The 18,693-nt window shown below is 61.1% G+C and carries 19 protein-coding genes and 1 pseudogene; 11 read left to right on the forward strand and 9 right to left on the reverse strand.

Going from position 1 to position 18,693, the window contains the following annotated elements; translation table 11 throughout:
- Positions 1 to 16: 16 nt before the first annotated feature.
- The 3 genes from Q8X48_RS04400 to Q8X48_RS04410 form a co-directional block, all read right to left on the reverse strand.
- Entirely contained in the window at positions 17 to 907 is an 891-nt protein-coding gene (locus Q8X48_RS04400; protein ID WP_407799799.1) for a phasin family protein, read from the reverse strand.
- Between the two features lie 10 nt (positions 908 to 917).
- The gene (locus Q8X48_RS04405) at positions 918 to 1,340 is read right to left on the reverse strand and encodes a phasin family protein (protein WP_104451116.1); all 423 of its coding nucleotides are present in this window, start codon (positions 1,338 to 1,340) and stop codon (positions 918 to 920) included.
- 243 nt (positions 1,341 to 1,583) lie between these two features.
- On the reverse strand, positions 1,584 to 1,859 hold the full coding sequence (locus Q8X48_RS04410; RefSeq protein ID WP_015093124.1) for a polyhydroxyalkanoic acid system family protein: 276 nt from the start codon (positions 1,857 to 1,859) through the stop codon (positions 1,584 to 1,586).
- Positions 1,860 to 2,014: 155 nt separating this feature from the next.
- Between Q8X48_RS04410 and ubiE the strand changes: the two genes are divergently transcribed.
- The 11 genes and pseudogenes from ubiE to Q8X48_RS04465 all read left to right on the forward strand — a co-directional run bounded on the left by ubiE (position 2,015) and on the right by Q8X48_RS04465 (position 10,209).
- The gene (gene ubiE, locus Q8X48_RS04415; RefSeq protein ID WP_007975568.1) at positions 2,015 to 2,785 is read left to right on the forward strand and encodes a bifunctional demethylmenaquinone methyltransferase/2-methoxy-6-polyprenyl-1,4-benzoquinol methylase UbiE; all 771 of its coding nucleotides are present in this window, start codon (positions 2,015 to 2,017) and stop codon (positions 2,783 to 2,785) included.
- Positions 2,785 to 3,408 carry a ubiquinone biosynthesis accessory factor UbiJ gene (locus Q8X48_RS04420; protein ID WP_407799800.1) on the forward strand — a complete coding sequence of 208 codons (624 nt, stop codon included), beginning with the start codon at positions 2,785 to 2,787 and terminating at the stop codon, positions 3,406 to 3,408. The genes ubiE and Q8X48_RS04420 overlap by 1 nt, the downstream gene beginning before the upstream one ends.
- Complete coding sequence (ubiB, locus tag Q8X48_RS04425; RefSeq protein WP_126048764.1) at positions 3,405 to 5,009, forward strand: ubiquinone biosynthesis regulatory protein kinase UbiB; 1,605 nt, start codon at positions 3,405 to 3,407, stop codon at positions 5,007 to 5,009. The genes Q8X48_RS04420 and ubiB overlap by 4 nt, the downstream gene beginning before the upstream one ends.
- Before the next feature lie 80 nt (positions 5,010 to 5,089).
- Positions 5,090 to 5,491, forward strand: a complete 402-nt coding sequence (gene hisI / locus Q8X48_RS04430; protein WP_015093121.1) for a phosphoribosyl-AMP cyclohydrolase — start codon at positions 5,090 to 5,092, stop codon at positions 5,489 to 5,491.
- Positions 5,484 to 5,816, forward strand: a complete 333-nt coding sequence (locus Q8X48_RS04435; RefSeq protein ID WP_007975564.1) for a phosphoribosyl-ATP diphosphatase — start codon at positions 5,484 to 5,486, stop codon at positions 5,814 to 5,816. Before hisI ends, Q8X48_RS04435 begins: the two co-directional genes overlap by 8 nt.
- Positions 5,817 to 5,841: 25 nt before the next feature.
- Positions 5,842 to 6,114, forward strand: a complete 273-nt coding sequence (locus Q8X48_RS04440; protein ID WP_015093120.1) for a twin-arginine translocase TatA/TatE family subunit — start codon at positions 5,842 to 5,844, stop codon at positions 6,112 to 6,114.
- Between the two features lie 10 nt (positions 6,115 to 6,124).
- Positions 6,125 to 6,574: a Sec-independent protein translocase protein TatB gene (gene tatB, locus Q8X48_RS04445; protein ID WP_095964598.1), complete on the forward strand. Its 450-nt coding sequence runs from the start codon at positions 6,125 to 6,127 to the stop codon at positions 6,572 to 6,574.
- The gene (tatC, locus tag Q8X48_RS04450) at positions 6,571 to 7,365 is read left to right on the forward strand and encodes a twin-arginine translocase subunit TatC (RefSeq protein ID WP_015093118.1); all 795 of its coding nucleotides are present in this window, start codon (positions 6,571 to 6,573) and stop codon (positions 7,363 to 7,365) included. The genes tatB and tatC overlap by 4 nt, the downstream gene beginning before the upstream one ends.
- A complete protein-coding gene (locus Q8X48_RS04455) occupies positions 7,362 to 8,069 on the forward strand; it encodes a 16S rRNA (uracil(1498)-N(3))-methyltransferase (protein WP_095964597.1) in 708 nt (235 codons plus the stop codon). Before tatC ends, Q8X48_RS04455 begins: the two co-directional genes overlap by 4 nt.
- A 223-nt stretch (positions 8,070 to 8,292) precedes the next feature.
- Positions 8,293 to 9,354 (forward strand): annotated as a pseudogene (locus tag Q8X48_RS04460) (methyl-accepting chemotaxis protein); the annotation flags it as partial.
- Between the two features lie 141 nt (positions 9,355 to 9,495).
- Positions 9,496 to 10,209 (forward strand): methyl-accepting chemotaxis protein, encoded by a 714-nt coding sequence (locus Q8X48_RS04465; protein ID WP_371317841.1) that lies wholly within the window; start codon positions 9,496 to 9,498, stop codon positions 10,207 to 10,209.
- Positions 10,210 to 10,409: 200 nt separating this feature from the next.
- On the opposite strand, the gene mdoH is transcribed toward Q8X48_RS04465, so the two are convergent.
- The 6 genes from mdoH to Q8X48_RS04495 form a co-directional block, all read right to left on the reverse strand.
- Positions 10,410 to 12,980: a glucans biosynthesis glucosyltransferase MdoH gene (gene mdoH, locus Q8X48_RS04470; RefSeq protein WP_407799801.1), complete on the reverse strand. Its 2,571-nt coding sequence runs from the start codon at positions 12,978 to 12,980 to the stop codon at positions 10,410 to 10,412.
- Positions 12,973 to 14,787 carry a glucan biosynthesis protein G gene (locus Q8X48_RS04475; protein WP_015093113.1) on the reverse strand — a complete coding sequence of 605 codons (1,815 nt, stop codon included), beginning with the start codon at positions 14,785 to 14,787 and terminating at the stop codon, positions 12,973 to 12,975. The genes mdoH and Q8X48_RS04475 overlap by 8 nt, the downstream gene beginning before the upstream one ends.
- 321 nt (positions 14,788 to 15,108) lie before the next feature.
- Complete coding sequence (gene dtd / locus Q8X48_RS04480; RefSeq protein WP_407799802.1) at positions 15,109 to 15,546, reverse strand: D-aminoacyl-tRNA deacylase; 438 nt, start codon at positions 15,544 to 15,546, stop codon at positions 15,109 to 15,111.
- Positions 15,543 to 16,514: a prolyl aminopeptidase gene (pip, locus tag Q8X48_RS04485; RefSeq protein ID WP_095964593.1), complete on the reverse strand. Its 972-nt coding sequence runs from the start codon at positions 16,512 to 16,514 to the stop codon at positions 15,543 to 15,545. The genes dtd and pip overlap by 4 nt, the downstream gene beginning before the upstream one ends.
- 104 nt (positions 16,515 to 16,618) lie before the next feature.
- The gene (locus Q8X48_RS04490) at positions 16,619 to 17,524 is read right to left on the reverse strand and encodes an alpha/beta hydrolase (RefSeq protein WP_407799803.1); all 906 of its coding nucleotides are present in this window, start codon (positions 17,522 to 17,524) and stop codon (positions 16,619 to 16,621) included.
- 151 nt (positions 17,525 to 17,675) lie between these two features.
- The gene (locus Q8X48_RS04495; RefSeq protein ID WP_407799804.1) at positions 17,676 to 18,623 is read right to left on the reverse strand and encodes a choline ABC transporter substrate-binding protein; all 948 of its coding nucleotides are present in this window, start codon (positions 18,621 to 18,623) and stop codon (positions 17,676 to 17,678) included.
- Positions 18,624 to 18,693: the final 70 nt, after the last annotated feature.

Consider the following 18,693-nt stretch of genomic DNA (forward strand, 5'->3'; position numbering starts at 1 on the left):
TCTTGAGCCCTGAAAATCAGGACTGACTGGTTGGCGTCGATGGAGCTGGCGCGGCAGTCGGGGTGACAGCAGGGGTTGGCGCGGTCGCGGAGTTCGAGGCGCTGACCGGAGCTGCTGCCGGGGTTGCCGGGGTTGCCGGCTTGGCAGCTGCTACTGCTGGTTTTGGCGCGGCGGCTTTTGGAGCTGCCGGCTTCTTCACTGCAGGTTTTTTCGCAGCAGCAGGTTTGGCTGCCGGCTTGGCGGCAGGTTTTGCTGCAGCTGTTTTAGCCGCAGGCTTGGCCGCGGCTGGCTTGGCAGCCGGTTTGGCGACAGCTTTCGCCGCAGCCGGTTTGGCCGCTGCCGGTTTGGCGGCTGCAGTTTTAGCGGCAGGCTTGGCAGCTGGTTTAGCCGCGGCTTTTGCCAGTGGCTTGGCAGCAGTTTTCGCGGCTGGCTTGGCGGCGGCAGTCTTGGCAGCAGGCTTGGCTGCCGCGGTTTTCGCCGCAACAGGCGCGACCTTGGCACCGGTCAGTTTTTCGATTTGCTTGGTCAGGGTCTCGACCTTGCTGTGCAGTGCCTTGACTTCGTTGCGGCTCGGTACGCCCAGACGCGAGATAGCGCTGTTCAGACGCTTGTCGAAAGCACCTTCCAGCTCATCCCACTTGCCCAGTGCGCGATCTTTCACGCCGCTGATGCGCGATTTGGCCGAAGAAGCGGAGTCCTTGGCGGCGTCGACTGTCTTGCCAACAGCGCTCTTGGTGAGCTTCTCGGCTTTTTCGCCGTCCTTAACCAATGCATCGAAGAGTTTGCTGCCGTCAGTGTCGATCTTCGAGTACACGCCTAAACCAGCCAGCCAGATTTTTCGGGAGTAATCTTCAACCTTCCCGATCCACGAGCTGCCTTCTTTTTCGGTTTTCTTTTTAACAGCCATCCCGTTCTCCTTAAGATTTACGCGCGACACGTTCGAGCAATGCCGTCAGCTCATCGAGCTTAGCAGAGAGTGTCTCAACGTCATGTTTAGACGGAATGCCGATACGATTCAAGGCACTTGCGACACGCGTGTCGAACGCCTTCTCGACCTTGTCGAGTTGAACTTCGACACGGCCTTTGAAAGTGCTGACTTCACTCTTGACTTCATCGATCTCGGCATTGGCCGCTTCAAGTTTCTCAGCGACTACTTTTTTGCCTTTCTTTTCAACAACCTGACCAGCCTTGATCAGCTCTTGAAAGTATTCGCTGCCCTCTTGGCCGACCTTGGCGTAGGCGCCCAGGCCTGCCAGCCAGATCTTGCGGGCATAGGATTTGACGTCGCCCAGCGTGCTGGTCGATGCGTCGATTTTTTTCTTCAAAATAACTTTGGCCATGGTGCACCTCACGCGCAGAAGGTTTGAGGAACTGCCCGGATAAGTGTCGGGCTCTGGCACAAAGTAGGGAGAAAAATTAGAAACGGCACCCTAACAAATGACATAAAAGGCCGGGCGTACCACAAAACAAATGTGGGAGCGGGCTTGCTCGCGAAGACGGTGGGTCAGTTGATAAAAATTTCACTGACACACCGCCTTCGCGAGCAAGCCCGCTCCCACAGGGGATCTCATTTCAAGGGGAAATCAGACCAGGGCTTTATCCAGCGCCTTCTCGATTTCCGCTTTGATCATGCCGCTCATGGCCGACATCATCAGGCCCAGTTCCACATCGACCTTGATCGAATCTTCACTGACATGCACCGCACCCTTCACACCCGAGCGCTTGAGGTTCAGGGTGTCACCGGACCACTGCGGTTCCAGGCCATATTGATCGGAAAGTTTCTGCGCCAGCTTGTCGGCCTTCTCGCGAGCCGCTTCCTTACCCAGGCCGTGGGCACGTTCAACACTAATACGGGCCATTGAATGACTCCTGCTTTATGGATGCTTTCCCGGAGCATCTTGACCTCTGCTGCGTCAAAACGTCCCGATGGTTGCCCATCTTACCTTCAGCCTTGCCAAGACAAAGCATGCCTTGGGGATTAGAATGTCGCGCATTCTCTTTTGGTGACAGCGATATGACTGATCAGCGCAAAGGCAGCGATGCCGAACCCACCACTCACTTCGGCTTCAAAAACGTTCCGGAAAGCCAGAAAGCGGAAAAAGTCGCTGAGGTTTTCCACTCGGTAGCCGCCAAGTACGACCTGATGAACGACCTTCTGTCGGGCGGCATGCACCGTCTGTGGAAGCGTTTCGCGATCGAACTGTCGGGCGTTCGCGCCGGCAATCGCGTGCTCGACATCGCTGGCGGCACCGGCGACCTGACCAGGAAGTTCTCGCACCTGGTAGGCCCGACCGGCCAGGTCGTACTGGCCGACATCAACGAGTCCATGCTCAAGGTTGGCCGTGACCGCCTGCTGGACCTCGGTGTGGCCGGCAACGTCGAATTCGTCCAGGCCGATGCGGAAAAACTGCCGTTCCCGGACAACCATTTCGACTGCGTGACCATCGCTTTCGGCCTGCGCAACGTGACCCACAAGGAAGACGCCCTGCGCTCGATGCTGCGCGTGCTCAAGCCGGGTGGCCGCCTGCTGGTGCTGGAATTCTCCAAGCCGACCAACGCGCTGATGTCCAAGGCCTACGACGCCTACTCGTTCGCCTTCATGCCGCTGATGGGCAAGCTGATCACCAACGACTCGGAAAGCTATCGCTACCTGGCCGAATCGATCCGCATGCACCCGAACCAGGAAACCCTGAAGTCGATGATGGTCGAGGCCGGTTTCGACCGCGTGACCTATCACAACATGACCGCAGGCATCGTTGCCCTGCACCGCGGCATCAAGCCCTGATGCTGCTCGCCGGCCTGCTCGCCAGCGTTGAACTCGGCCTGAACCGGGTGCTGCGCCTCGACAGCACGGCGCTGCCGCGGCTGGCGCATCTGACCGGCAAAGTGATTACCGTCGATTGCCGCAGCCCGGCGCTGCACCTGTTCATCCTGCCCAGCGACGAAGGCCTGATGCTCGCCTCCCAGTGGGAAACCGGCGCCGACTGCACCTTGCGTGCACCGGCTTCGAGCCTGTTGAAACTGGCCATGAGCAAGGACAAGACCTCGATCCTGCACAGCCCGGAAGTCGAACTCGACGGCGACAGCGGCGTGCTGCTGGAACTGGCCGCGATCCTCCAGGACCTGGAGCTGGACTGGGAGTACGAGCTCTCGCGCTGGCTCGGCCCGGTTGCCACGCAACTGGTCGGCGGCCACCTGCGCAGTCGCGCCCGCTGGTACCAGCAAGGCTTTGCCAGCCTGGGCCAGAACCTGGGCGAATACCTGGCCGAAGAATCGCGCACCCTTGTCGGTCAGCGCGAAGCCGAAGCCCGATTCAGTGAACTGGACCAGATCAAGCTCGATCTGGAACGTCTCGAGGCGCGTTTCGAGCGCCTTTCCCGATCCCTCGACCCAAGCGATAACGCATGAAGCTGCTTGCCGTCCGCCGTTTGTTGCGCATCCAGCGCGTCGTGATCCGCTACCGCCTCGATGACCTGCTGTTCGCCCTGCCACTGCCGTGGTTTCTGCGGGCGCTGCGTTACGCGTTGCCGTGGCGCTGGTTTCCGCGCAAGACCCTGGACCTGAGCCGTGGCGCGCGCCTGCGCCTGGCGTTGCAGGACCTGGGGCCGATCTTCATCAAGTTCGGGCAGATCCTGTCCACTCGCCGCGACCTGTTGCCCGAGGACATCGCCGATGAACTGATGAAGCTGCAGGACCGCGTACCGCCGTTCGACTCGCAAGTGTCGGTCAAGCTGATTGAAGAGCAGCTGGGCAAGAAAATCAGCGACGTGTTCAGCCGTTTCGATGTCGAACCGCTGGCCTCGGCTTCGGTGGCGCAGGTGCATGCCGCGCAACTGAAAACCGGCGAAGAAGTGGTGGTCAAGGTAATCCGCCCCGGTCTCAAACCGGTGATCGCCCAGGACCTGGCGTGGCTGTTCATCCTCGCCCGCGCCGCCGAAAAACTCTCCGCCGATGCGCGCCTGCTGCACCCGGTGGACGTGGTCAGCGATTACGAAAAAACCATCTACGACGAACTCGACCTGCTGCGCGAGGCGGCCAACGCCAGCCAGTTGAAACGCAATTTCGACGGCTCGCCGCTGCTGTACGTGCCGCAAGTCTATTGGGACTGGTGCCGGCCGAAAGTACTGGTGATGGAGCGCATCTACGGTATCCAGGTCACCGATCTGGCAACCTTGGCCGACCAGCGCACCGACATGAAAATGCTCGCCGAGCGTGGCGTGGAGATTTTCTTCACCCAGGTGTTCCGCGACAGCTTCTTCCACGCCGACATGCACCCCGGCAACATCTTCGTCAGCACCGTGAATCCGTGGAGTCCGCAGTACATTGCCATCGACTGCGGCATCGTCGGCAGCCTGACCCCGGAAGACCAAGACTACCTGGCGCGCAACCTTTTCGCCTTCTTCAAGCGTGATTATCGTCGCGTGGCGCAGTTGCACATCGATTCGGGCTGGGTGCCGGCGGAAACCAAGCTCAACGAATTCGAAGCGGCGATCCGTACCGTGTGCGAGCCGATCTTCGAAAAACCGTTAAAAGATATTTCCTTCGGTCAGGTGCTGATGCGCCTGTTCCAGACCGCTCGGCGCTTCAACATGGAGGTTCAACCGCAGTTGGTTCTGCTGCAAAAAACCTTGTTGAACATCGAAGGCCTGGGGCGTCAGCTGTACCCGGACCTGGACCTGTGGAACACCGCGCAGCCGTTCCTCGAACGCTGGATGCGCGAGCGGGTCAGCCCCAAAGCCCTGCTCGGCAACGTGCACAGTCAGTTCGAGCAGATCCCGCACCTGGCCAACATGGCCCGCGACCTGCTCGAACGCATGTCCCAGCCCCACGCCTACGACCCGCCGCCAGCGTGGCACCGACGCCGGGACGACTGGTTCCTGCGCCTGCTCGGCACGGCGCACCTGGCCGGTGGAGCGATCCTCGCCGCGGGCGGACCGCTGAACCAGTTGGCCTATTGGCCGGCCGGCATCATGATGGCCGTCGGTTTGTATCTGGTCGTGCGCCGATAGCCAGTTGTGCTGCGCACTGGCACACTGTTTCAACGTTGAGCCTGACTAATGAAGTGTCGGGCTCGCTGTCGGAGTCGAAGATGAAAAACTGGCTGGACGAGATCAAATGGGATGCCAACGGCCTGGTGCCGGCGATTGCCCAGGACCACAAGACCGGGCGCGTCCTGATGATGGCCTGGATGAACCGCGAAGCACTGGAACTGACCGCTGCCGAGAACCGCGCCATTTACTGGTCGCGCTCGCGTGGCAAGCTGTGGCGCAAGGGCGAAGAGTCCGGCCATGTGCAGACCCTGCATGAGATGCGCCTGGACTGCGACGCCGACGTCATCATCCTGATGGTCGAGCAGATCGGCGACATCGCCTGTCATACCGGCCGCCAGAGCTGCTTCTACCGCGTCTACGAGAACGGCGACTGGACAACGGTCGACCCGGTCCTTAAAGATCCGCATGCCATCTATTGCGCAGGGCACAAACATGAGTGACACACTGACCCGTCTGGCCGAGGTGCTGGAAGAGCGCAAAGGCGCCGCTGCCGACAGCTCGTATGTCGCCAGCCTGTATCACAAGGGTTTGAACAAGATTCTGGAAAAAGTCGGCGAAGAGTCGGTCGAGACCATCATTGCTGCCAAGGACGCCGCCGTCAGCGGCGACTGCAGCGATGTGATCTACGAAACCGCTGATTTGTGGTTCCACAGCATGGTCATGCTCGCCCAATTGGGGCAGCATCCACAGGCTGTACTCGATGAACTGGACCGTCGTTTCGGTCTCTCCGGACACGCCGAGAAAGCCTCGCGCCCGTCCGCCTGAATAACTATTAGAGAGGAGCAGCAGCATGGGCATTTTTGACTGGAAACATTGGGTCGTCATCCTGGTTGTCGTGGTACTGGTATTCGGCACCAAGAAATTGAAAAACCTCGGCACCGACGTCGGCGAATCGATCAAGGGCTTCAAGAAAGCCATGAACGACGACGAAAAACCGGCCGACCCGAATGCGACCCCGGCCCAACCGGTTCCACCGGTCCAGCCACAGACCACTGTGAACCAGCCGCACACCATCGACGTGCAGGCACAGAAAGTCGAAGAGCCGATCCGCAAAGACGTGTGAGCACTGACTAATGTTTGGTATCAGCTTCTCTGAACTGCTGCTCGTCGGCCTCGTCGCCCTGCTGGTGCTGGGTCCCGAGCGCTTGCCGGGCGCTGCGCGCACCGCTGGCCTGTGGGTCGGACGCCTGAAGCGCAGCTTCAACGCAATCAAACAGGAAGTTGAACGTGAAATCGGTGCCGACGAGATTCGTCGGCAACTGCACAACGAACACATCCTGTCGCTTGAGCAGGAGGCGCGGAAAATCTTCACGCCGACCCAGCAGGAGCCGACGCCGGTCGAGCATGTGGGTGCGCAGACGATTCAAGCAACTGCCCCCGCTGCCGCGACAACGCCTGCTGTTGCGGCTGTCGAGCCTGCGCCGATTGTTGCTGCAACCACTCCGGTTGAACCCGTTACACCTGCGGCTGCGCCAGTTGCGCCGGCCCCTCATGACCCAACATTGCCGCCGCGAGCCCCATGAGCGATCTCCCAGAAAACGACCAGCACATGCCGCTGGTTTCGCACCTCACCGAGTTGCGTACCCGACTGCTGCGCTGCGTAGCGGCGATTTTCATCATCTTCGCCGGCCTGTTTGCCTTTACCCAGCAGATCTACACCTTCGTCTCGACTCCGCTGCGTGCGTACCTGCCCGCCGGCGCGACGATGATTGCCACCGACGTGTCGTCGCCGTTCCTGACGCCGCTGAAGCTGACGATGATGGTCTCGCTGTTCCTGGCGATCCCGGTGATCCTGCACCAGATCTGGGGCTTCATCGCCCCGGGCCTGTACAAGCATGAAAAGCGCATTGCCGTGCCCTTGCTGGTCTCCAGCATCTTTCTGTTCTACGCCGGCATGGCCTTCGCCTACTTCCTGGTTTTCCCGCTGATCTTCAAGTTCTTCGCCGCCGCCACCCCGGCAGGCGTGGAAATGATGACCGACATCACCAGCTACCTCGATTTCGTCATGACGCTGTTCTTCGCCTTTGGCGTGGCGTTCGAGATCCCGGTGGCCGTGGTGCTGCTGGTGTGGATCGGCGTGGTCGATGTCAAATACCTGAAGAAAATCCGCCCGTATGTGATCATCGGCTGCTTCGTGGTCGGCATGATCCTCACACCGCCGGACATCTTCTCGCAGACCCTGCTGGCCGTGCCGATGTGGCTGTTGTTTGAAATCGGCATTCTGTTCAGCAGCCTGATCAGCAAACGTGGCGAGCATCCGGACGACCAACCGGCTGACGATCACAACGACCAGCCGCCAGCGACCCAAGCGTGAACCTGCTGCTCCTTGAAGAGGCCGACTTCATTGCGGCCGACCGGGCGATCCTGCGTGATCGCCGGCTGACCCACATGCAGGAAGTCCACCGCTGCGAAGTGGGCGACAGCATGCGCGTAGGGCGGATCGGCGGACTGATGGGCTCGGCCGAAGTGCTGCGCCTGGACGCCGACGAAGCGGAATTGCGCGTCACCCTCGACCAGCCACCACCGGCCAAGCTGCCGCTGACCCTGATATTGGCCCTGCCACGCCCCAAGATGCTGCGCAGGGTGTTCCAGACGGTGGCGGCCATGGGTGTGCCGCGTATCGTGCTGGTCAACAGCTATCGCGTCGAGAAGAGCTTCTGGCAGACCCCCTTCCTGGAGCCTGAGGCCATTCGCGAGCAATTGATCCTCGGCCTCGAACAGGCCCGGGACAGCGTGCTGCCGGAAGTCGTCATCGAGAAGCGCTTCAAGCCATTCGTCGAGGACCGTTTGCCGGCGATCACCGACGGCACCCTTGGCCTGGTAGGGCATCCCGGCAATTACCCGCCCTGCCCTCGCGCACTCAGCGAACCGGTGACCCTGGCCATCGGCCCCGAGGGCGGCTGGATTCCCTACGAAATCGACCTGCTGGGCAAATCCGGCCTGCAACCGGTACAACTGGGCGAGCGCATCCTGCGCGTCGAAACCGCCGTGACCGCGCTGCTGGCCCGCCTTTTCTAATCCCGGACACAATTCCTTGTGGGAGCGAGCTTGCTCGCGATAGCGGCGTGTCAGTCAACAATGAAGTGGCTGATACACCGTCATCGCGAGCAAGCTCGCTCCCACAGGTCCGACTTCTACCCGAGGTAGCTATTCGCCCATACATCGGGCAGCGCCTACAGAACCTCGCGCCCCTGCCGATACACCCCCCATAAAACCAAATTGTGGTCCGGGGAGTTTCAGCATGTACCAATGGCTAGCCGAGAATCTGGGAAACGTCAGCGTCAAACGCAAGCTGGGGATCGGCTTCGGCCTGGTGCTGTTACTGACCCTGCTGATCACCTTCACCGGCTGGAGCGGCCTGAGCGGCGTCACCAGCCGTGGCGATAAACTGGGATTCATCGCCAGCCTCAATGACCTGACCAAGGACCTGCGCATTGCACGCCTGGATTACGAGATGCGTCGCGGGGAACAAGGCCCCGGCGCCGTCAACGATCTGCTGGGCAAACTCGAAAGCGGCCTGCAGACCGCCCGCAGCCTGATCGAACAACCGGCCGACACCGCCATGGTCGATCAACAACTGGCCGCTGTCGCCGAATACCGTCGTGCCTTCAACGACATGACCCAGGCCGGCGCCCAGCGTGAAGATGCCCGCAGCAAACTCGGCGCCACCGCCGACAACGCCGTGGCCCGTGTCGCCGAAGTGGAAAAATCCATGCTGCAAGGTGACAGCGTCGCAGCATTCAATAGCGTGATCGACCTGAGCAAACTGATCCAGCAGGCGCGCTTCCAGGTTCGCGGCTACACCTACAGCGGCAAGAGCGAAGCCGAACAGCCAGCCCTCGACGCGATCGACAACGCCCTGAAGAACCTCGAGAGCCTGCCGGCCAAACTGCCCGAAGAACACATCGCCAACCTGCAACAGGCGACTGATTCACTGAAGGCCTACCGCGCCGCCGTCAGCCAGTTCCGCGACTCCCAGGTGGCCAGCGCCAAGGCCTTGGTACGCATGTCCGCCCAAGGCGAGATCCTGTTGGACATGAGCCAGAAACTCACCGTCTCGCAAACCGTCGTGCGTGACAGCGACGCCGCCCACGCCAAGAACATGCTGGCCCTCGCCACCGTTCTGGCCATCGCCTTCGGCCTGCTGGCCGCCTGGGCGATCACCCGGCAGATCATCATTCCGTTGAACCAGACCCTGGCCGTCGCTGAGCGCGTTGCCAGCGGCGACCTGACCCTCAACCTGACGTCGCAGCGTCGCGACGAACTCGGCCAGTTGCAGCGCGCCATGCAGAGCATGACCCAGGGCTTGCGCGAACTGATCGGCGGCATCAGCGATGGCGTCACGCAGATTGCCAGCGCCGCTGAAGAGCTGTCCGCAGTCACCGAGCAGACCAGCGCCGGGGTCAACAGCCAAAAAGTCGAGACCGATCAGGTCGCGACGGCCATGAATGAAATGGCCGCCACCGTGCAGGAAGTGGCACGCAACGCCGAAGAGGCCTCCGAAGCCGCCGTCGCCGCCGACCAGCAGGCCCGTGAGGGTGACAAAGTGGTGGGCGAAGCCATCGCCCAGATCGAGCGCCTGGCCGCGGAAGTCGGCCACTCCACCGAGGCCATGGGCGAACTCAAGCGCGAAAGCGACAAGATCGGCAGCGTGCTCGACGTGATCAAGTCCGTGGCCCAGCAAACCAACCTGCTGGCGCTCAACGCCGCGATTGAAGCAGCCCGTGCTGGTGAAGCCGGGCGTGGGTTTGCCGTGGTCGCCGACGAAGTCCGCAGCCTGGCCCAGCGCACCCAGAAATCCACCGAAGAGATCGAAGAGCTGATCGTCGGCCTGCAAAACGGCACGCAGCAAGTGGCGACCATCATGGACAACAGCCGCACCCTGACCGACAGCAGTGTCGAACTGACCCGCCGTGCCGGTGGCTCACTGGAAAGCATCACCCGCACCGTATCGGCGATTCAGGCGATGAACCAGCAGATCGCCGCTGCCGCCGAACAGCAAAGCGCCGTGGCCGAAGAGATCAACCGCAGCGTGCTGAACGTGCGGGATGTGTCGGACCAGACCTCGGCAGCCAGTGAAGAGACGGCAGCGTCCAGCGTTGAGCTGGCACGACTGGGGACGCATTTGCAGATGCTGGTGGGCAAGTTCAGGGTTTGAGGTGATCTGCGTACCTCGGTTCACTCAGGACCGAGGTAATGCCTTCGCGGGCAAGCCCGCTCCCGCACTGAAATGCGGTCCCCTGTGGGAGCGGGCTTGCCCGCGAAAGCGATCGACCAGACACCGCTGTTACAGAATCTGGCGCAAGTTCAAGAACAAACTTCAAGCCATAAAAAAACCCGCTTTCGCGGGTTTTTTTATCATGCCAACTGAGGCTGTTCGCTCATTGGCTTGAGCGGCAGCAACGGTGCATGGGGATCTGCCTTCACCGACTTGCGCCAGGCGCCCAGCCAATCCGGGTGACCTTCGTTCCAGACCTGCTCGTGCAAGCGAGCCAATGCCACCGGGTCGCTCAACAGTTGCACACGCTCGTTGTTGGTCAGGCCTTCAGGTCCAACCTTCATCGCGTGCCGTACCCGCTCGATGCGCAACCACTCAATCGGCTCAGCCTGATTGTGCCGCGAGGTCGCCAGCGAGCACGCCAGGGCGTTCTGCTGTGGATCGACCACCGAACGGACGAAGCCGTCGTTCAGTGCGTGCCAGCGGTTTTCGTGGGTGTACTGGTCGGTGGCCAGCAAAGCCTGCGGCGGATTGTATTCCTCAGGGATCAGGAACAGGCTCTCGTCACGGGACTTCAGGCCCAGGCCGACACGGCTGGAGATCACCGACACCGGGATCGACAGCATCAACGAACCGACGATCGGCACCAGCCACCACAGGAAGCTCGGGTTCAGCCAGATCACCAGCAAGGCCCAGAAAAAGCCCAGCAGGGTTTGCGGACCGTGGCGCTTGATCGCCTCACTCCACGGCGTGGAATCGTCGTCACGCTGCGGCGAGTTCCAGGTCGCGGCCCAGCCGAGGAACGCGGCGAGGACGAAACGGGTGTGGAAGATCATCCGCACCGGCGCCAACAGCATGGAGAACAGCATCTCCAGCAGCATCGACAGGGTCACCTTGAACTTGCCGCCGAACTCTTTCGCACCCTTGGCCCAGATCAGGATGATGCTCAGCAGCTTCGGCAGGAACAGCAGCACGATGGTGGTCGAGAACAGCGCAATCGCCTTGTCCGGGTGCCATTGTGGCCACAGCGGATAGAGCTGGCGCGGTTCAAGGAAGTACTGCGGCTCCATCAGCGTGTTGACCGCCAGCAGCGCGGTCGACAGCACCAGGAAGAAGAACCACAGCGGCGCCGACAGGTAGGACATCACACCGGTCAGGAACACCGCGCGATGCACCGGGTGCATGCCTTTTACCAGGAACAGGCGGAAGTTCATCAGGTTGCCGTGGCACCAGCGACGGTCACGCTTGAGTTCGTCCAGCAGGTTCGGCGGCAGTTCTTCATAGCTGCCCGGCAAATCGTAGGCAATCCACACGCCCCAACCGGCACGGCGCATCAGCGCGGCTTCAACGAAGTCGTGGGACAGGATCGAACCGGAGAACGCGCCTTTACCGGGCAACGGCGCCAGGGCGCAGTGATCGATAAACGGCTTCATGCGGATGATCGCGTTGTGACCCCAGTAGTGCGACTCGCCCAGTTGCCAGAAGTGCAGGCCGGCGGTGAACAACGGGCCATACACGCGAGTGGCGAACTGCTGCATGCGCGCATACAGGGTGTCCATGCCCGACGCCCGTGGCGCGGTCTGGATGATCCCGGCGTCCGGCGTGGCTTCCATCAGGCGCACCAGACTGGTCAGGCACTCGCCGCTCATCACGGAGTCGGCGTCGAGTACGACCATGTACTTGTAGTCACCGCCCCAACGACGGCAGAAGTCGTCGAGGTTGCCACTCTTGCGTTTTACGCGACGACGACGGCGGCGATAGAAGATCTTGCCGAAGCCACCGGCTTCGCGGCAGACGTCCAGCCAGGCCTGTTGCTCGGCAACACAGATATCGGCGTCGTTACTGTCGCTGAGGACGAAGAAATCGAAGCGGTCCAGGTCACCCGTGGCCGCGACCGACTCGAAGGTCGCCCGCAGGCCGGCGAAAACCCGAGGCACGTCTTCGTTGCAGATCGGCATCACCAGTGCGGTGCGCGCATCCTTTGGAATCGCCTCGTTGCCAGCACTTTTACCGGAGATGCGGTATTTATCGTGGCCGGTCAGCAACTCGAGGAAGCCCATCAGCGCGGTCCAGAAACCGGCCGATACCCAGCAGAACAGAATCCCGAACAGGATCAGGATGCTGGTCTGCAAGGCGTAAGGCAGCACTTGCGTGGCCGTTTGCAGCAGCGGTTGGTGCAGCACTTCGTTGAGGTCGACGAACGACCAGCCCTGGTACGGCATGATGCCTTTCATGTACCAGCCGGCGACGATGGTCTGGCCGAGCATCAGCAGCAACAGAATGTAGCGACGGATCGAACCGACAGTACGCCAGCGCGCAGCCGGCAGTACACGCTCGTCCTTCGGCGGCTTCGGCGGGTTGGTACGACCGGTCATCCGCCGCCAGCCACGCACCAGAATGTTGGTGCGCCACGGCTCCGGCACGACCTTGGTCCGCCGGATCGGCGGGGTCGCCTTGAGGCAGACCCGGCCGTTGGCGTCGAGCACCAGCATTTCCGCGTCCTGCAGCTCTTCGGCGGTGCTCAGGGTCAGGCGTTTGCCGACCGAAGCCTGGGCGGCTTCGGTCGGGGCGTCGAACGTCGAAGACGACAGGCGTTCGTGCAATTCGCTGAAAGACTGGCAGCCCGCGAGTTCCGCGCGCTGCTCGTCGGTCATCGGCAGATGCGCCAGATACTCGGAAAGAGTTTCTGGCCGTACTTGAGAGTTACTCATCGGCAGGCAACTGATAGCTCCAGGTCTCGGTCAGGACTTCTTCAGTCGGCGCCGATTCCGGTGTGGCTGGGGCCGCGTCGGCAGCGACAGGCTGCTTGGCGTCTTTATTGGCCTTGTCCTTGGCATCTGCAACAGGCTTGGCTTCAGCCTGCTTGGCCTCTGCTTGCCTGGCTTCCTTGTCCGCTTTCTCTTGTTGCTTGGCGGCAACCTTGTCGGCCTTGGCAACCGACGAGTTGGACGACGGAATCGACGTCTTGGCCAGGTCCGCCGGCACGATGTTCTGCACCAGCGCAGCACGCATCTCGGTGGACTTGCCCGGATCCTTGATCTTCATCCGCAGGGTCAGGCGCCAGCCCTTGGTTTCAGGGTTGTAGCGCACGCTGTTTTCCACCAGCTCGGCGTTGTCGCCGATGCTGACCTGGCTGCGAACCTCGGCATCGGCCGGCAATGCCGCCAGGGACGGACCTTCGAAGTCCACCAGGTAGGCAACGCTGCCATCGGGCTGACGAATCAGGTTGGACTGCTTGACGTCACCGGTCGAACGCAGGGTTTGCTTGACCCAGGCACTGTCCGGCGCGTGAATCGCCGCTTCGTCCATGGTCCAGTGCATACGATAAGCGACATCGAGCGGCTGGCCAGGTTCCGGCAATTTTTCCGGGTTCCAGAAGGCCACGATGTTGTCGTTGGTTTCGTCGGCGGTCGGAATCTCGACCAGGTCGACGGTGCCCTTGCCCCAGTCCCCCTTCGGCTCGATCCAGGCGCTTGGGCGCTTGTCGTAGCGGTCGTCGAGGTCTTCGTAGTGGCTGAAGTCGCGGCCACGTTGCAGCAGGCCGAAGCCGCGCGGGTTTTCCACGCTGAAGTTGCTCACCGCCAGGTGTTTCGGATTGTTCAGCGGACGCCAGATCCACTCACCGTTGCCGGCATGGATCGCCAGGCCGCTGGAGTCGTGCAGTTCGCGGCGGTAGTTCAGTACTTTCGACGGCTGGTTGGCGCCGAACAGGAACATGCTGGTCAACGGGGCGATGCCCAGTTTGCCGACCTTGTCACGCAGGAACATCTGCGCCTTGACGTCGACGATGGTGTCGCTGCCCGGACGCAGGGTCAGGCGATAGGCACCGGTGGCACGCGGAGAGTCCAGCAGGGCGAAGATCACCAGGTGCTTGTCGCCCGGCTTGGGCTGTTGAATCCAGAATTCGCGAAAACGCGGGAATTCTTCGCCGGACGGCAAGGCGGTATCGATGGCCATGCCGCGAGCGGACAAGCCATAGACGTGACCCTTGCCGACGACGCGGAAGTAGCTCGCGCCGAGCATGGTCATGATTTCGTCTTGCTTGTCGGCCTTGTTGACCGGGTACAGCACACGGAAACCGGCGTAGCCCAGTTGCTCGGTGGCCTTCGGGTCGAACTTCACATCGCCGAAGTCGAAACGACTTGGATCGTATTTGATCTCTTCGACGGTGTTCGCCGTGATTTCGTTGATTTTCACCGGCGTATCGAAGTGCATGCCCTGGTGATAGAAGGACAGCTTGAACGGCGTCTTCTGATCAGCCCATTCGGCTTTTTCCGTTAGAAAACGAATTTTCTGGTAGTCCGCAAACTTCATTTCGCGGAACTCGTTCGGCAGGTTACTGCGCGGCGCTTCGTATTTCTGCGCGGCCAGCTCTTTTGCCTTGGCCGATACATCATCCAGACTGAATGCCCAAAGCTGGCCGGCGCTGAGCAGGCAGAGCAGTGCAGAGCCCGCTACCAGGGCGCTGCGTAACCGTTTGACAGACAATTTTGGTGCGTTACAGGGACTAACAATCACGAGCAACCCTCGCCGAAAACAGATCAAAAAACCAACGGCCAGTTAAAGGGTCTGCACGGTGTACGGTCTGAAAAAACCGCCCTTGCAAACCACTCTTGCCAAGTTGGCGAGCATTGTTCCGACTCCGCTGGGGCGAAATGATTCCCCAATCGGATCCAGACAAGTCTCTACCTAAGTCAAAATGGACCAACGAACGCTGATCCCCGTAGCGCGCGATTATCTAGTAGGCCGCGTTACAACGCATCAGGGGTAACAAAGTATTTATCGCGATAAAGCCCTGTTTTCAGTCGAAATGAGCTTAAAAACTTGTTTCAAGCACTTTCAGGTCTGTAACAGAAAGGTTACCGGGCCATCATTGACCAGGTGCACCTGCATATCCGCGCCGAATCTACCTGATGCCACAGTGCCATGCACCTGTTTCGCTTTGCTTAATAGATAGTCGAACAATTCCTCACCCAAGGCCGGAGGGGCGGCAGTCGAGAAACCCGGACGCAGCCCGCTTCTGGTATCGGCAGCCAGGGTGAACTGAGAGACCAGCAGCAGCCCTCCGCCCACATCCGCCAGGGACAGATTCATCTTGCCCTCAGCGTCACTGAACACCCGATAGTTAAGCAGTTTATTAAGAAGTTTGTCGGCGCTGGCCCGCGTATCGTCTGGCTCAACGGCCACCAGGACCAGCAATCCCTGATCAACGGTACCCACGACTTCGCCGGCAACCTCGACTCGCGCGCCACGCACCCGTTGCAGCAGGCCCTTCATGCCTCATCAGGCGCCAGGTCGAGCAGACGCCGGGCCATCTGATCGGCGGCACGGACCAGCGCGTCGGTGATGCCCGGTTCGGAAGCGGCATGACCGGCATCGCGGATGACCTGCAGTTCGCTGTTCGGCCAGGCTTGATGCAATTCCCAGGCGTTATCCAGCGGGCAAATCACGTCATAGCGGCCATGGATGATCACGCCGGGCAAATGGGCGATCTTGCCCATGTCACGGATTAACTGGTTCGGTTCCAGGAAGGCGTGGTTGCTGAAGTAGTGGCATTCGATGCGGGCAATCGACAATGCACGCTGTGGCTCGGAGAAGCGATCGACCACCAGCGGGTTCGGACGCAGGGTCGCAGTACGGCCCTCCCAGGTGGACCAGGCCTTGGCCGCGTGCATCTGGGCAATCTGGTCGTTGCCGACCAGACGCTTGTGGAACGCGGTAAGCAAATCGCCGCGCTCATCCAGCGGGATCGGCGCGATGTAGTCCTGCCAGTAATCGGGGAACAGACGGCTCGCGCCAGCCTGATAGAACCATTCGATTTCCTGCGGACGGCACAGAAAAATCCCGCGCAGGATCAGACCGTGTACACGCTCAGGATGGGTTTGCGCATAGGCCAGCGCCAGGGTCGAACCCCAGGAGCCGCCAAACAGCACCCATTTGTCGATGCCCAGGTGCTGGCGAATCCGCTCCAGGTCGGCGACCAGATCCCAGGTCGTGTTGTTTTCCAGGCTGGCGTGGGGAGTGGAGCGACCACAGCCGCGCTGGTCGAAGGTAACAATACGATAAAGGTTGGGATCGAAGAAGCAACGACTCTGGGCATCACATCCGGCACCGGGGCCGCCGTGGATGAACACCACCGGCAAACCTTCCGGTGAACCGCTTTCGTCGACATACAGCGTGTGGGTCTCGTCGACGGCCAGATCGTGCCGGGCGTAGGGTTTGATCTGCGGGTACAAAGTCTGCATTGCGCACTCCGTAAGGGGTCGAGGTCATCCCTGGGGGGACTTCTATTATTCTGCCGTCCGGCATCATAAACCCGAATTACGTCAATGAGCATGCCCGTGCGGAGTCAGATTCTTGCCGCCAGGTATCCAAACAGGGCCTGGTACAGCTCATCGACCTCGGCCACCTGCCCGCGGGCCCGCAAACAGCCATGAACCAGGCCCTCGCCGACATATAGCGTGGCAGTCCCGCCCGCAGCGTTCAGTCGCTTGGCATACCGCACGCCGTCATCACGCAACGGGTCGAATTGCGCCACGGCGATCCATGCCGGTGGCAATCCCCTGAAATCCGTGGCGAGCAACGGCATGGCGTAGGCGCTCGGATGGCGGGTGCCCTGCAGGTAAAGGGCGTGATAGCAATCGACGTCACTGCTGCTGAGTAATGGCGCGTCGATGCACTCGCTGCGCGATGGCAGCCGGTGATCGCCGCCCAATCCCGGATAGATCAGAACCTGCGCGCACGGCAACGGCTCGCCGGCATCGCGCAGTGCCAGGCACAACGCTGCTGCGAGATTGCCACCGGCACTGTCACCGGCCACCAGCATGCGCTCCGGATCGAGTTGAAACGGCCCGGTGCGCAGCGCTCGCCAGACCTTCAGGCAATCATCGAACGCAGCGGGAAACGGATGCTCCGGTGCCCGGCGATAGTCGACGGCGATCACCAGCACACCGAGTGTCGATGCCAATTCGGCGCAGATGAAATCGTGGGAGTCCAGGTCCCCCACCACCCAGCCGCCACCATGCAAGTAAACGATGCACGACGTACTGCTGGCCGGTGGCTGATAGGAACGGACGGCAACGCCGGACAACACGAAGTCGACCACATACAACCCGGCGGGACGTGCCGGAGTAAACGCCCGGCACATCTCGCTGTAGGCCTGGCGCAATCCGGCAAGGCTGCTGTCGGTGCTGTTGAAACTGACGGTTTTCTCGACGAATGCCGTCATTTGCTCGGAAAGCGGGTAAGGAGCCATGAGCCGGGTGCCCGTTCAGAGGTATGTGTGGCGCCCACCCCTTGTAGGAGCGAGCTTGCTCGCGATGATCGCCAACGATAACGGGTAAGCCTGATATCCCGCGGCGCTCTCAGGTTTATCGCGAGCAAGCTCGCTCCTACAGGTTTTGGGGTCAGTTCTTCAGGCTGCCCTGAACCGCCGTCACGCCGTCCTTGCCATCGAAACTGCTGACACCCGCCAGCCAGCGCTGCAGGTCTTCGGGATGCTCGCGCAGCCATTTTCTGGCGACATCCTGAGCCGTTTGGCGCTCCATGATCGGTACCATCAGCTGACTTTCCTGGGCAGCAGTGAACGTCAGGTTCTCCAGCAACCGATTGACGTTCGGGCAGCGCTCGGCGTAATCCGGGGCGGTGACGGTGGATACGGTCGCCGCACCTTCGTTCGGCCCGTACACGTCTTCGCTGCCGGTCAGGTAGTCGATCTTCATGTTGATGTTCATCGGGTGCGGGGTCCAGCCGACGAATACCACGAACTCCTTGCGATTCACCGCCCGCTGCACGGCCGCCAGCATCCCGGCCTCACCGGACTCGATCAGTTTGAAGTCCTTGAGGCCGAAGTGATTGGTCTCGATCATCGTCTTGATCGTGGTGTTGGCACCGCTGCCCGGCTCGATGCCGTAGATCTTGCCACCGAGCTGGTCTTTGAACCTGGCGATGTCGGCGAAGGTTTTCAGGCCCGCCGCTGCCACATAGTCAGGGACCGCGAGGGTGGCCTGGGCATCGGCCAGGCTCGGCTTGTCCATGACCTTGACCTGATTGGCAGCCACGAAGGGTGCGATGTTCTTGTCCATCGCCGGTTTCCAGTAACCGAGGAAGATGTCGAGGCGCTTGTCGCGGATGCCGGCGAAAATGATTTGCTGCACAGCGCTGGTTTGCTTGCTTTCGTAGCCCAGACCGTTGAGCAGCACATCGGCCATGCCACTGGTGGCGATCACGTCGGTCCAGTTGACCACGCCCATGCGCACGGTCTTGCAGGAGGGATCGTCAGCGGCCAGGACGCTGGTGCTCAGGAGAGCGGTGCCGCAGAAGATTGAGAGACAGCGGGCGAACAGTCTTTTCATCAGGATGATCTCGTGCGGCAGGATTATTGTCGGGCCGGTGTCTTTGTGCACCGTGGCCAGAACAATACGC

It is taken from the genome of Pseudomonas sp. QLc11A, assembly GCF_052112305.1.
In the GTDB taxonomy this organism is placed as follows: Bacteria; Pseudomonadota; Gammaproteobacteria; order Pseudomonadales; family Pseudomonadaceae; genus Aquipseudomonas; species Aquipseudomonas laurylsulfatiphila.